Raw genomic sequence first — 13,194 nt, 5'->3', positions numbered from 1 at the left:
GAAAATCTAAAAAATTTATAAGTCGCTGATTTATAACGTTTTTTTAAGACGCTCAATACTGGCACAATCACTGCACCTATCACTCCACGCTGCAAAACATGAGCAAACGGAGCTGATAGATATGAGCCTGATCCAAGATAAATTTTCTTCTGTGTTCTCCAATTTCGACGTCACCACCCAGGCCCGTCCTGATGGCGGCATCCTGCTGACCTTGCGTAACAGCGAAGGCAAGCAGATCAAACGTTCGATCTCTTATCAGCAACTGCACACGGCCGACCAACTGACGTGGGTCATCAGCGCCATTCGCCGCGACCTGGCTGAACAAGCCAGCGACCTGCCACAGATTTCGATGCTGCAGAGCCAGAACCGCTTTGCCCTGCCGACTTACCATTCGGCTTGATTGACATGCAGGACTTGAACAGGTCGTGGTGCCGTTGCGCACCACGGCCTTTTTTTATTTGCACAATCCCTGCTTCACCGCCTCATTGACCGCCTGGACGCGGTTAGTCACCTGCAACTTGCCGTAGATGTTGCGCAGGTGAAACTTCACCGTGGCCTGTGAGATTGAGCGAATCCTGCTGATTTCCCACACCGTCTTGCCCTCGACCGCCCAATGCAGGATTTCCCGTTCCTTTGGGGTCAGGGGCTTACCCGACAACATCGCACGCGTCTTGCGGCTGGCAACCGGCGCGTTATCAGTGTGCGTGGACGGTTGCTCCTGTGGCTCTGTACCGCTCATGCAGGCCTCTCTCTTCATATAGGTCGTGTAACGCCCGAAGTCGGATTCCTCCTATTGACAGGCGAGTAAATATTTCGACTAGAGAGAGTTACACAAAGAGAGGAAATATTAAGTAAGGCCAGGGATAAACAGCTGTTGCCCACAAACTTTAAAGTTTGTTCCTACAGTGATTTCCAATCTGCAGGAATTGAACTAAAAAAATGCCCCCTATTCAGGAGGCATTGGCGGGCGCACTTAGTCCTCAAGCCGGGGAAAGCCCTCGGCGATCGCGTCGCCGGTCAGGTTGACCGCCAACCCTTCAGGATCACTGAACAGGCGTATCGCTACAAAGTGCGGGGTCTCGCCCATGTCAAACCAGTGTTTGATGCCGGCAGGCACCGAGATCAGGTCGTTTTTCTCGCAGAACACCGCGTACACATAGTCTTCGATGTGCAAGGTAAACAGCCCACGGCCCGCGACGAAGAAGCGTACGTGGTCTTGGGCCATGCGGTGTTCGTCCAGCCGCTCGGCGCGCAATTCGGCTTTTTGCGGGTGATCGTTGCTGACGCGGATCACATCAACGGTGGTGTAGCCGCGCTCGGTCATCAGCGTGTCGATGGGCGCTTGATAGGCCGCGATGATCTCAACCTCGCTGGCGTCCGCCTCAAGCCGGGTAGCGGCCTGCCAGCGGTCAAACCCCACGCCCAGCTCGGCCAGGGTCGAGGCAATATCGTCCTGGTGAGTCAGGACCTTGTTCGGGGTGTCGGGGGTGGAGACGTGGTAAACCGCGAGATAGCTCATCAAACTCTTCCTCTGTCACGGGAGCCGCTCATGGCCGCTCCTCTTGCAATCGAATGCCAATGATTAGGGCGGCGGCCAGGGCCGCAACGCTGGCAATGCTGAAGGTCAGGGTCGGCCCCAGCAGGTTCCAGCTATAACCTGAATAGAGTGCGCCCAGCGCACCGCCGGTACCGGCCAGTGCCGCATACAGTGCCTGGCCCTGCCCTTGCTGGCGAGCACCAAAGCTGCGTTGCACGAACTGGATGGCCGCCGCGTGAAAACTGCCAAAGGTCGCCGCGTGCATCACCTGCGCCAACAACAGCACCCAGAAGAATTCGGCGAACGAGCCCAGCAGCAACCAGCGCAGCGCCGCCAGCAGGAAACTCGCCATCAGCACCCGGCGTACCGAAAAGCGCGAGAGAATCCGGCTCATGGCCAGGAACATCAAGACTTCCGCCACCACGCCCAGCGCCCACAACATGCCGATCACGCCTCGGCTGTAACCGAGGTGTTCAAGGTGCAGGGTGAGGAAGGTGTAGTACGGGCCGTGGCTCATTTGCATCAGCGCCACGCAGGCATAAAACGCGAGGACGCCGGGGCTGCGCAGTTGCCGCAAAAAGCCGTCACCGGCCAGGCGGTTGCCCTGGGCCGGCGGCTGCGCATTCGGCACCCAGAGACTCGCGCCGATGATGCCGGCCATGATCACCACGATCACCACCGGGTAGATGTCCAGGCTCAGCCAGTCGAACAGGCGGCCCATGATCACCACGGTGAGGATAAAACCGATGGAGCCCCACAACCGTACCTGGCTGTAGCGCGAGGTCTGGCCTTGCAGGTGCGCGAGGGTGATGACTTCAAACTGCGGCAGCACCGCATGCCAGAAGAACGCGTGCAAGGCCATGACCAGCGCCAGCCAGGCGTAGGTCTTGCTGACAAAGATCAGCGAGAAACTCACCAGGGTGCACACCGCGCCAAAGCGCACGATGGCCAGGCGCCGGCCGGTGTAATCCCCCAGCCAGCCCCACAGGTTGGGGGCCACGCAGCGCATCAACATGGGGATGGCCACCAGCTCGCCAATGCGTGCGCTGGAGAACCCCAGGTGATCGAAGTACAGCGCGAGGAACGGCGCCGTCGCCCCCAGCAGGGCGAAATAGAACAGGTAGAAGCTGGAGAGTCGCCAGTATGGAAGGCCTTGCGTCAGCATAAGTGACTTGTGGCGAGCGAGCCTGCTCGCGCTAGGGCGCGAAGCGCCCCCACTAGAAGCGCCGCAGTTCTCCAGGTCCTACCGGGTTGCAGGCTTTGGGGCCGCTGCGCAGCCCAGCGCGAGCAAGCTCGCTCGCCACACACGGTCACAGCTGGCCCAATACCGGAGTACTGACTTTTACGTCGGCGTTTTGCCCACGATGACGCAGCAGGTGGTCCATCAACACAATCGCCATCATCGCTTCGGCAATCGGCGTGGCACGGATGCCGACGCACGGGTCGTGACGACCCTTGGTGATCACGTCCACCGGGTTGCCGTGCACATCAATCGAGCGGCCCGGCGTGGTGATGCTGGACGTCGGCTTGAGGGCCAGGTGCGCAACAATCGGCTGGCCGGAGGAGATGCCGCCGAGAATGCCGCCGGCGTTGTTGCTGAGGAAACCTTCCGGGGTCATCTCGTCACGGTGCTCGGTGCCACGCTGGGCCACACAATCGAACCCGGCGCCGATTTCCACGCCCTTGACCGCGTTGATGCTCATCAGCGCATGGGCCAGCTCGGCGTCGAGGCGGTCGAAAATCGGCTCGCCCAGGCCCGGCATCACGCCTTCGGCGACCACGGTGATCTTGGCGCCGACGGAATCCTGGTCACGGCGCAACTGGTCCATATAGGCTTCCAGCTCCGGCACTTTGTCCGGGTCTGGGCAGAAGAAAGCGTTGTCTTCGACGCTGTCCCAGGTCTTGAACGGGATTTCGATCGGGCCCAGCTGGCTCATGTAGCCGCGGATCACGATGCCCTGGGTCGCCAGGAATTTCTTCGCGATCGCCCCGGCCGCCACGCGCATCGCGGTTTCCCGCGCCGAACTGCGGCCACCGCCACGGTAGTCGCGCTCGCCGTATTTGTGGTGGTAGGTGTAGTCGGCGTGGGCCGGGCGGAACAGGTCTTTGATCGCCGAGTAGTCCTTGGACTTCTGGTCGGTGTTGCGGATCAGCAGGCCAATGGCACAGCCGGTGGTGCGGCCTTCGAACACGCCGGAGAGGATTTCGACTTCGTCGGCTTCCTGGCGCTGGGTGGTATGGCGGCTGGTACCGGGCTTGCGGCGGTCGAGGTCACGCTGCAGGTCTTCCAGAGACAACTCGAGGCCCGGTGGGCAGCCGTCGACAATGGCGACCAACGCCGGGCCATGGCTTTCGCCCGCGGTGGTAACAGTGAACAGCTTGCCGTAGGTATTGCCGGACATGCAGGGCGCTCCGTGAAATCAGTTGAATCAAGTCAACCGTAATAACTTAAGGCGGCCAGTATACGCAGGCTAACCGACTAGTTCATCCTCGAAACCTTACCGGTAGACGTTGGTCCAACCGGCACCTTCCTCATGATGGCGCGATGATGCTGCGAGTTCTGCTTTTGACCCTCACCCTGTTTTCCAGCCTTGGCTTCGCCGCCTCCCCTGTCGTGCTGCAACGGCCTATCAGCCTGGACACCGGCAGTGGCGAGTTGTTTGGCTCGTTGTTGTTACCCAAATCCGACAAGCCAGTGCCGGTGGTGCTGATCATCGCCGGCTCCGGGCCCACCGACCGCAACGGCAACAGCGCCGACGGCGCACGCAACGACAGCCTCAAGCGCCTGGCCTGGGTGCTGGCCAGGCACAACATCGCCAGCGTGCGCTACGACAAGCGCGGTGTAGCCGCCAGCCTTGCCGCCACCCCCGATGAACGCAACCTGACTCTTGACGCCTACGTGTCCGACGCCGTGGCCTGGGGCAAGTTGCTCAAGGCCGATCCGCGCATGGGTCCGTTGATTGTGCTGGGCCACAGTGAAGGCGCGCTGGTAGCCGCCCTCGCCGCCCCGCAGTTGAATCCGGCCGGGGTGATTTCCCTGTCGGGCAGTGCACGCCCGGTGGACCAGGTTATCCGCCAGCAACTGGCCGACCACATGCCTCCCGCGCTATTACTACGCAGCAACCAGATTCTCGATCACCTCAAGGCCGGCCAGGTGGACGCCGATGTGCCTACACCGCTTGAGGGCATCTTCCGACCCAGCGTGCAGCCTTATCTGATCAGCCTGTTCCGCGCCGATCCTTCGGCAGCATTTGCCAAACTGAAGATGCCGGCCCTGATCGTCCAGGGCACCAATGACCTGCAGGTCGGCGTGGCCGATGCGCAACAATTGCAGAAGGCCAAGCCCGACGCCGAGCTGACGGTGATCGAGGGCATGAACCACGTGATGCGGATCGTGCCCAATGACGTTAAGCAGCAATTGGAGTCCTACAACGACCCACAGTTGCCGCTGGCTGCAGAACTGGGCACACGCCTGGTTCGCTTTATCGACGGACTTCGCGCCAGTTAAGCGAGTATTCCCCCTCCAGTCCTGAGTAAAACGGCCGATAAGCCCTGGGTCGACAGCAAAAAGCCTGTCGGCCCGCAGAGCTTGGACAGGATCGCGCCGAATGACGAACACCGAAGCAACACCCGAACCTACCGCCGACGCCGCAGCTGACACCGAGGCCGCCGCATCGGCCGCGTTACCGTGGGCGGAGGTACAGGCCGAACATTTCAAGATGCTGCGCCTGGCCCCTTTGGCCACCGACCGCGCCACCGGCGTGCGGCCCCTGCGCTTTGTGCAGTTCGGCTGGGCCGAACGCAACAACAAGGATCACAGCCTGCTGCGCATGGTCATCCAATTGCCTGGCCAGCGGGTGCGTCGGGAACAGAATCACCTGGATATCTGGGTTGATCACGCTACCCACCGCGTGCATTTTGGCCCGGGCAACAGCCTGGAGATCGAACCGGCGAACCGCGGCATCGGCCGCTTCCTGGTGGCCCAGGGCGCAGCCTGGGCGAAAAAGAAGTGGTCGCACTACCGCGTCGACGGCGTTGACCTGGCCAACAAGGACGCACTGAACGAAGCCACGCGCCTGCGCCGGGATCACTTCCTGCGAATCCAGGGCTTTGATGTGGCGTATGCCGATGTCCAGCATTTGAAGGGCAACGTGCAACCGGGCAAGGTCAGCAATGTGCTGGACAGCTGGAACACGGAGAAGCTGCAGTTCGTGGAGATTCTGGAAGCGGCGCAGATGCTGCAACAGGCCGAGCAGAACCTGGCGGAACAGGAAGTGAAGTTGCGCAAGGAGGAGGAAAAGGTCACCAAGTTCAAGCGCGAAGACAGCGGGTTGCGCTTTACGATTACGTGTTTGGTGGCGTTTACCGTGTTTCAGGCGGGGTTGTTGATCTGGATTGCGACACATCGGTAATCCGGTTTATCAATTGAAACCGGATCAAAATGTGGGAGCGGGCTTGCTCGCGAATGCGGTGTGTCAGTCACCGGATATCTTGACTGAGCCACCGCATTCGCGAGCAAGCCCGCTCCCACACTGACCGCGTTACCCACTTGGAAGCGGTTAAACCCTCGCGGCAAACACCGCCTGATGCGCCCGGCACTGCTCAGCCGTCAACATGAACACGCCATGCCCACCGCGCTGGAACTCCAGCCAGGCAAAGTCCACTTCCGGGTACAGCGCCTCGACGTGAACCTGGCTATTGCCTACCTCGACAATCAGCAAGCCTTTCTCGGTCAAGTGATCTGCCGCCTCGGCCAGCATCCGCCGAACCAGGTTCAAACCGTCATCCCCGCAAGCCAGGCCCAGTTCCGGCTCATGCTGGTATTCATCCGGCATGTCGGCAAAGTCTTCGGCATCGACATACGGCGGGTTGGACACGATCAGGTCAAAACGCTGGCCCGGCAAACCATCAAAGCCATCGCCCTGAACGGTGTAGACGCGCTCGTCGACGCCATGGCGCTCGATGTTCTGGTTGGCCACTTCCAAGGCTTCAAAGGACAGGTCACCCAGCACTACTTCGGCGTCCTGAAACTCGTAGGCGCAGGCAATACCGATGCAACCGGAACCGGTGCACAGGTCCAGAATGCGTGCTGGCGGCGCGCCAAGCCACGGTTCGAAGCGGTTTTCGATCAGTTCGCCAATCGGTGAACGTGGAATCAGCACACGCTCATCAACGATAAACGACATGCCGCAGAACCAGGCTTCCTTCAACAGGTACGCAGTAGGCACGCGCTCGTGGATACGGCGGTGCAACAGGCGTTGCACGTGGGAGATTTCCTCTTCTTCCAGGTTGCAATCCAGGTAGCTGTCGGCAATTTCCCACGGCAGATGCAGGGCACCGAGCACCAGTTGCCGGGCTTCGTCCCAGGCGTTGTCGGTGCCATGGCCAAAAAACAGGTCTTCTCCATGGAAACGGCTGACGGCCCATCGGATGTGGTCGCGCAAGGTGCGCAGGCGAGAAGTGATCACGGGGGCAAGCTCCTGGAAAAAACGACCGGCGATTCTAACAGCCTTAAGCTGTACCGACGATGTACGAAAAAACCCTTTGCCGCACGTCGGATTTCATCTTAAACGCGGTTTTTGCCTAAACGTAGTGACCTATTGACATCGCTGCACGCCAACAACGGCGTACCTTACGATGGTAGCGATTCACAGAAGCGCTCAGCCAGAGGACAATGTCACAAAAGCCCCACTCACAGGAGCCCCAGAATGTCCGTTCCAAAGACGATGTTTCAACTCAGCGGTCGTGGTTACGCAGCGGCGAACCTGAACCATGCGACCCTCGTGATCATCGACGCCCAGAAGGAATACCTCAGCGGTCCCCTCGCCCTCTCGGGCATGGACGCGGCTGTGGAAAATATCAAGCAACTGGCCGCTGCCGCGCGCAACGCCGGACGCCCCATCGTGCATGTGCGCCACCTGGGCACAGTCGGCGGGCTGTTTGATCCCCAGGGCGAGCGCGGTGAATTCATTCCAGGCCTCGAGCCCCAGGCCGACGAGACCATCATCGGCAAGCTGCTGCCCAGCGCCTTCCACGGCACTGGCCTGGAGAAGCACCTGCAAGACCTCGGTTCCCTGGACCTGATCGTCTGCGGCTTCATGAGCCACTCCAGCGTCAGCACCACCGTGCGCGCGGCCAAGAACCTGGGCTTTCGCTGCACCCTGGTAGAAGACGCCTGCGCCACCCGCGACCTGCCGTACAAGGGCGGCATCCTCAGCGCCGACCATGTGCAGCAGACTGAAATGGCCATCATGGCCGACAACTTCGCCACCCTCGCCTTGACCAAAGATCTGATCTGATCGACCTCAGATGAGCGGGTAGCCGCCCGCTCATCCGCAAATACCTGTCATTTGCTGCAATTGCCTCTGTACCCGGAACAACCTGTGTATCTTCCGGTCGAAGGGCCGATACCCTGGAGGAAAGGTCGGAATGAAGATATCCGATGGTTTTGATGCACGTCGCTTGCGCCCCAAGGGCCCGAGCAACTGGCGTCTGCGCATCGGCGCCGGCTTTGCCGCGCTGCTGGCGATAGGTGGCGTACTACTGGCAATTGCCGGCGGCGCTGGTTTGGTTGGACATTCACCGGCCTTGGGCGAACTGAACGCCAGCCCTGGCGGTTCTGCAATACTGTTGGTCATCGGCCTGTTGGTGCTGTGGTTCGGCGTCTGGCTGTGGCGCCGTTGCCGTCGGCGCATGCGCCAGCCCCTGTCACTGAACATCGCCTCGCACCTGATGAAAAAGCACGACTGATGGCATGCCGATAGCGTTTGTTGCGCATCAAGCCGCCGCGATTAGGTAAACTGCCCGCCCTTCGCGGAGGCTGACATGCAAGACGACGATTTTTCCCTATTCAAGAACGAACTGCGCGGCGTCAAGCCGATCAAGCATGATCGCGCCGACACCGGCAAACCCAAGACCGACCGCGCCCAGATCGCCAAGCTGCGCCAGGCGGCGACCGTGCGCACGGACGCCACCACGGTGGACGGTCTGTCGGATCAGTTCGTTATCGACGTAGGCCCCGAAGACGAGCTGATGTGGGCCCGCGACGGCGTGCAGGAAAGCCAGATGCGCAAGCTCAAGGTCGGCCAGATCCCGTTCGAAGGCAGCCTCGACCTGCACGGCATGACTGTCGAAAAAGCCCGCGAGACCCTCTGGGCGTTCCTCGCCGAAGCCACCCAATTCGAAATCCGCTGCGTGCGCGTCACCCACGGCAAGGCCGTGCGCCTGGACGGCAAGCGGCCGATGATCAAAAGCCACGTCAACACCTGGTTGCGCCAGCACTCCCAGGTGCTGGGTTTTACCTCATGCCAGCCACGTCACGGCGGCGCTGGCGCGGTGTATGTGATGCTCAAGCGCACCATGATGGAAGGCCGCGACGAGTAACAAGTGCCATCGTCAGGCTTGCAGCGATGTGTTGGCCGCCGTACCCTTGCCCTTTGCGAAAATCCCACTAGGTAGTTTCATGTCCCTGGAACAGAATTACACCGCGATTCTCGGCCAACTCGGCGAGGACGTTTCCCGCGAGGGCCTGCTCGACACGCCAAAACGTGCCGCCAAGGCCATGCAGTATCTCTGCCGCGGTTATGAACAGACCCTCGAAGAAGTCACCAACGGTGCCTTGTTCAGCTCTGACAACAGCGAAATGGTGCTGGTCAAGGACATCGAGTTGTACTCGCTGTGCGAACACCACCTGCTGCCGTTTATCGGCAAGGCTCACGTCGCGTATATCCCGAGCGGCAAAGTGCTGGGCCTGTCGAAGGTCGCGCGTATCGTCGATATGTATGCCCGCCGCCTGCAGATCCAGGAAAACCTCAGCCGCCAGATCGCCGATGCGGTCCAGCAGGTCACCGGCGCCCTCGGCGTTGCAGTGGTGATCGAGGCCAAGCACATGTGCATGATGATGCGCGGTGTGGAGAAGCAGAATTCGTCGATGATCACGTCGGTGATGCTGGGTGAGTTCCGCGAAAACGCGGCGACCCGCAGCGAGTTTCTCAGCCTGATCAAGTAATACGCAGCACCTGGAAAAACCGGCGTTCATCGCCGGTTTTTTTTCGCCTGTGAAAAATCAGGTAAGCTGCGGCCCCTTAAGTCTAGGGCAAGAGGTTTCAGCCATGTTCGTCAAAGCACTTCGAGTGGGCCTCGGCCACGTCATCATCGCCGGCGACTTCCTGACCCGTCCGCGCAAAAAGCAGCGCCCTGCCGAACAACAGGCGCAGGTGAACGCAGCGGCCAAGGACCTGACCCTGTATCAATTCCACGCCTGCCCGTTCTGCGTGAAGACCCGCCGCACCCTGCACCGCCTGAACGTGCCGGTGGCCTTGAAGGACGCGAAGAACAACGAACAGGATCGCCAGACCTTGCTGGAGCAAGGCGGCAAGATCAAGGTGCCATGCCTGCGCATTGAAGAGAACGGCCAGACCACCTGGATGTACGACTCCAAGGTGATCATCGATTACCTGGACAAGCGGTTTGCGGCGGTCTGAAGCCCGGCCACGCTTCCCCTGTAGGAGCGAGCTTGCTCGCGAAGGTCGCAAACGATAACGCGGGAAGCCTGGCACCCAGCGGGGTTCTCAGGTTTTTCGCGAGCAAGCTCGCTCCTACAGGGGGCGTAAATCAAGATCCAGTAACGCTGAGCCCAGGCACTTGCCATGGGCATCCAGCGCCAGCGACCGCGTCACCCCGCCCCGCAAGATGCCCGGCAACACGAAGTTCAGTGCCTGCACATTGGGCAACTCATAACGCCGCACCGGTGCAGCGCCCGCCTCCAGTAACGGCGCAAAAAATGCCGCCACCACCTCAGCCGTCAATTGCTCGCAGAGCAGCGAATAATCCTCGGCCCGATACGCAATGATCGAGATGTTCGAGGTGTCGCCCTTATCGCCGGTACGGGAGTGGGCCAGGGTGTGCAGTTTCATGACTCGATCCTCGGGTTGACCGCGTTACGGGGCAACAGCAACGACGCCACCGCCACCACCTGGCGCAGGCTCTTGCTGGCACCACCGCCGCCGGACGGGCCATTGGTGTAGAGGGTTTCCACTTCATTGCCGACGCGCACCGCCTCGCCGCGTTCTTCGCAGCGGGCGGCAATGCGCAGGCGCACTTCCCACGGTTCAACCGTGCTGCGCGGGCCATGCAACGAGTCGATGCCGATCAGTTCGGCACGCACGTCCTGCATGCGCACGCCGGTCAATTCCAAGCGTTTCAGGACCACATCGCGAGCCAGTTGCGCACGAGCGACCGCGCCCGGGCCGCCGTAGGAAATCTGCCCCTCACCTATCCAGCCGTCCAGATAACCGACGCTGACTTTCAACGCTTCGGGACGAGGCCGTCCGCTCGCGCCGTGGGCACGCACTCGGTCCACGGCTTCTTCGGTAAACGCTACTTGGGAAAAATCCGCGCACACGTCTGGTGTGAGGTAGGCCGCCGGGTCGTGCACTTCGTAGATCAATTGTTCGGTGCACGTGGCACGGCTGACCCGCCCACCGGAACCTGCGACCTTGGTGATCAAGGCCTCGCCGTCTGCGTCAATCTCGGCCAACGGAAAGCCAAGGCGTGCCAGATCGTTCACATCCTTGAAGCCCGGATCGGCAAAATAGCCACCGCTGACCTGCCCGGCACATTCCAGCAAATGCCCCACCAACGTGCCGCGTCCAAGCCGTTGCCAATCATCCGCAGCCCAGCCGAATTCGAACATCTGCGGCGCCAGGAACAACGAAGGGTCTGCCACCCGGCCGGTAATCACCACGTCGGCATCGGCGCGCAACGCGTCGATAATGCCGTCGGTGCCCAAATAGGCGTTCGCGGAAATCAGCCGGTCGCCCAATGAGCCAAGGGTCTGGCCGTTGTCGAGCAATTGCTCCGGCTGGCCCCGCAACGTCTCGAGTACGTCATCGCCAATCACCGCCAGCACCTTGAGGTTCAGCCCCAGTTCAGTGGCAATCCGGCGCACTTCCACCGCCGCCGCCACCGGGTTGGCCGCGCCCATATTGGTGATCACCCGCAAGCGCCGGCGCCCGTCGGGCCGGCCGACAAAGGGCAGCACGCGGCGCATGCGCTCACTCAACAGCGGGTCGTAACCGCCTTGTGGATCGCTGATCCGCGCGTGTTGCGCCAGGGCGATGGTGCGTTCAGCCAGGCATTCGAAGACCAGGTAATCCAGGTCACCCTGTTCGGCCAATTCCACCGCAGGTTCGACACGGTCGCCGGAGTAGCCGGCGCCGGAACCGATGCGCAAGGTTTTCATGTCAAATCACTCCCAGGAGCAAAGCCGTCAGGGTCATCAACACCGACGCGGCAAACAGAAAGGGGATGGTGAAGCGCTGGTGATCGGCCAGTTCGATCTTGCACAGGCCCACCAACAGGAAGGTCGCGGGCGTCAGCGGGCTGACCGGGAAGCCGGTGGTGTGCACGCCCAGCAATGAGGCCTGGGCCACTTGCAGCGGGTCGACGCCCAGGGCTTTGCCGACTTCGGCGATCACCGGCATCACGCCGAAATAGTAGGAATCAGGGTCAAACAGCATGCTTAACGGCATCGACAGGAAGCCCACCACCGCCGGGATCAACTTGCCGTGGCCCGCCGGAATCTGTGCCACCGCCACTTCGGCGATGGCCTTGAGCATGCCGGTGCCTTGCATGATGCCGGTGAACACACCGGCGGCGAGCAGGATGCTGGCCATGGTCAGGGCGGTTTTTGCGTGGGCATCGATCCGCGCGCGCTGGGCGTCGACGTTCGGGTAGTTGATGCACAGCGCCACCACGGTGCCGAGCATGAACATCACCACCGGGTCGACCCAACCGGCGATCATCACCACCATCACCAGTACCGTCAGGATCAGGTTGACCCAGAACAAGCGCGGGCGACGCAGGGCGATGTCATCCTCGCTGAGCACCCGTTGCGGCACGGCGTCCACGCTGGAACCAGCGCCCAGGCCCAGGCGTTTTTCTTCGCGGTGGCCCAGCCACCAGGCGCAGGCGAATACAAAGACCAGGCCGACGATCTGCACCGGGATCAGCGGCTGGAACAAGTCCGCCACCGGCACATGCAGCGCCGCCGAGGAGCGCAGTACCGGGCCGGTCCACGGCAGGAAGTTGACCCCGGCCGCCATCGCCGCCACACACGCGAGGATGCGTTTATCAATCCCCAGCCGCGTGTACAGCGGCAGCATCGCCGGCACCGTCACCAGAAAGGTCACCGCGCCGGAGCCGTCCAGGTGCACCAGCAGTGCCAGGGTCGCGGTACCGACGACAATCCTTGTAGGACGCGTCCCTACCGTGCGCAAGATGCGATCAATGATTGGATCCAGCATGCCGGCATCGGTCATGATCCCGAAAAACAGGATCGCGAACACAAACATGCCCACCACGGGGGCGACGTTCTTGATGCCGGTGATGATGAAGGCGCTGGTTTGCAGGCCGAAACCGCCGAGCAGCGCGGCGATGATCGGCAAGGCGATCAGGGCCACCAGTGGCGACAGGCGTTTGCTCATGACGGCAGTGAGCAGGCAAAGGATGGTGATGACACCCAGGGTAGCGAGCATGGGGTAGCTCCAGAACGGCGTTTTCGGCCGGTTATTGTTTTCCCTGGAGTATTGGAATCGCGTTAGGCTTTGTAAATTGGAATATTCGGCACTGCACATTCGAAAAAACAAAACGCTCGA

General features: G+C 61.2%; 16 protein-coding genes. 8 read left to right on the top strand and 8 right to left on the bottom strand.

What is annotated here, in order from left to right; genetic code table 11:
- Positions 1–121: 121 nt before the first annotated feature.
- Complete coding sequence (locus NVB75_RS29750; protein WP_003216777.1) at positions 122–400, top strand: DUF3509 domain-containing protein; 279 nt, start codon at positions 122–124, stop codon at positions 398–400.
- 54 nt (positions 401–454) lie between these two features.
- Here the strand turns inward: NVB75_RS29750 and NVB75_RS29745 are convergent, their stop codons facing one another.
- The 4 genes from NVB75_RS29745 to aroC form a co-directional block, all read right to left on the bottom strand.
- Entirely contained in the window at positions 455–739 is a 285-nt protein-coding gene (locus NVB75_RS29745; RefSeq protein ID WP_258344566.1) for a response regulator transcription factor, read from the bottom strand.
- Between the two features lie 234 nt (positions 740–973).
- A complete protein-coding gene (locus NVB75_RS29740; RefSeq protein ID WP_258344565.1) occupies positions 974–1,519 on the bottom strand; it encodes an acireductone dioxygenase in 546 nt (181 codons plus the stop codon).
- Between the two features lie 28 nt (positions 1,520–1,547).
- On the bottom strand, positions 1,548–2,699 hold the full coding sequence (locus tag NVB75_RS29735) for an MFS transporter (RefSeq protein ID WP_258348779.1): 1,152 nt from the start codon (positions 2,697–2,699) through the stop codon (positions 1,548–1,550).
- Positions 2,700–2,847: 148 nt separating this feature from the next.
- Positions 2,848–3,939, bottom strand: coding sequence for a chorismate synthase (aroC, locus tag NVB75_RS29730; protein WP_093200005.1), 1,092 nt, complete (start codon positions 3,937–3,939; stop codon positions 2,848–2,850).
- A gap of 143 nt (positions 3,940–4,082) precedes the next feature.
- Here aroC and NVB75_RS29725 point away from each other — a divergent pair, with 143 nt between their 5' ends.
- Together NVB75_RS29725 and NVB75_RS29720 are read left to right on the top strand one after the other, a co-directional pair.
- The gene (locus tag NVB75_RS29725) at positions 4,083–5,045 is read left to right on the top strand and encodes an alpha/beta hydrolase (protein WP_017480001.1); all 963 of its coding nucleotides are present in this window, start codon (positions 4,083–4,085) and stop codon (positions 5,043–5,045) included.
- Between the two features lie 100 nt (positions 5,046–5,145).
- Positions 5,146–5,949 carry a hypothetical protein gene (locus NVB75_RS29720; protein WP_258344563.1) on the top strand — a complete coding sequence of 268 codons (804 nt, stop codon included), beginning with the start codon at positions 5,146–5,148 and terminating at the stop codon, positions 5,947–5,949.
- A gap of 147 nt (positions 5,950–6,096) precedes the next feature.
- Here NVB75_RS29720 and prmB read toward each other — a convergent pair whose 3' ends face one another.
- On the bottom strand, positions 6,097–7,005 hold the full coding sequence (prmB, locus tag NVB75_RS29715) for a 50S ribosomal protein L3 N(5)-glutamine methyltransferase (protein ID WP_258344562.1): 909 nt from the start codon (positions 7,003–7,005) through the stop codon (positions 6,097–6,099).
- A gap of 240 nt (positions 7,006–7,245) precedes the next feature.
- Between prmB and NVB75_RS29710 the strand changes: the two genes are divergently transcribed.
- The 5 genes from NVB75_RS29710 to NVB75_RS29690 all read left to right on the top strand — a co-directional run bounded on the left by NVB75_RS29710 (position 7,246) and on the right by NVB75_RS29690 (position 10,020).
- Positions 7,246–7,836 carry a cysteine hydrolase family protein gene (locus NVB75_RS29710; RefSeq protein WP_008433198.1) on the top strand — a complete coding sequence of 197 codons (591 nt, stop codon included), beginning with the start codon at positions 7,246–7,248 and terminating at the stop codon, positions 7,834–7,836.
- 130 nt (positions 7,837–7,966) lie between these two features.
- Complete coding sequence (locus tag NVB75_RS29705) at positions 7,967–8,287, top strand: hypothetical protein (RefSeq protein WP_003213133.1); 321 nt, start codon at positions 7,967–7,969, stop codon at positions 8,285–8,287.
- Positions 8,288–8,362: 75 nt separating this feature from the next.
- Positions 8,363–8,920 (top strand): Smr/MutS family protein, encoded by a 558-nt coding sequence (locus NVB75_RS29700; protein WP_226477215.1) that lies wholly within the window; start codon positions 8,363–8,365, stop codon positions 8,918–8,920.
- A gap of 79 nt (positions 8,921–8,999) precedes the next feature.
- Positions 9,000–9,545, top strand: coding sequence for a GTP cyclohydrolase I FolE (folE, locus tag NVB75_RS29695; protein WP_003204506.1), 546 nt, complete (start codon positions 9,000–9,002; stop codon positions 9,543–9,545).
- A gap of 103 nt (positions 9,546–9,648) precedes the next feature.
- The gene (locus tag NVB75_RS29690; protein WP_063031984.1) at positions 9,649–10,020 is read left to right on the top strand and encodes a glutathione S-transferase N-terminal domain-containing protein; all 372 of its coding nucleotides are present in this window, start codon (positions 9,649–9,651) and stop codon (positions 10,018–10,020) included.
- Positions 10,021–10,134: 114 nt separating this feature from the next.
- On the opposite strand, the gene NVB75_RS29685 is transcribed toward NVB75_RS29690, so the two are convergent.
- The 3 genes from NVB75_RS29685 to NVB75_RS29675 are packed head-to-tail and all read right to left on the bottom strand — an operon-like array spanning position 10,135 to position 13,074.
- Positions 10,135–10,452, bottom strand: coding sequence for a hypothetical protein (locus tag NVB75_RS29685; protein WP_258344561.1), 318 nt, complete (start codon positions 10,450–10,452; stop codon positions 10,135–10,137).
- Entirely contained in the window at positions 10,449–11,780 is a 1,332-nt protein-coding gene (locus NVB75_RS29680) for an acyclic terpene utilization AtuA family protein (protein WP_258344560.1), read from the bottom strand. The genes NVB75_RS29685 and NVB75_RS29680 overlap by 4 nt, the downstream gene beginning before the upstream one ends.
- A gap of 1 nt (position 11,781) precedes the next feature.
- Positions 11,782–13,074 (bottom strand): CitMHS family transporter, encoded by a 1,293-nt coding sequence (locus NVB75_RS29675; protein ID WP_218264036.1) that lies wholly within the window; start codon positions 13,072–13,074, stop codon positions 11,782–11,784.
- Between the last annotated feature and the right edge of the window lie 120 nt (positions 13,075–13,194).

It is taken from the genome of Pseudomonas sp. CBS, from assembly GCF_024734645.1.
GTDB lineage: Bacteria > Pseudomonadota > Gammaproteobacteria > Pseudomonadales > Pseudomonadaceae > Aquipseudomonas.
The sequence above is the reverse complement of the archived record's forward strand: the minus strand, read 5'-3'. Positions and strand labels throughout refer to the sequence as shown.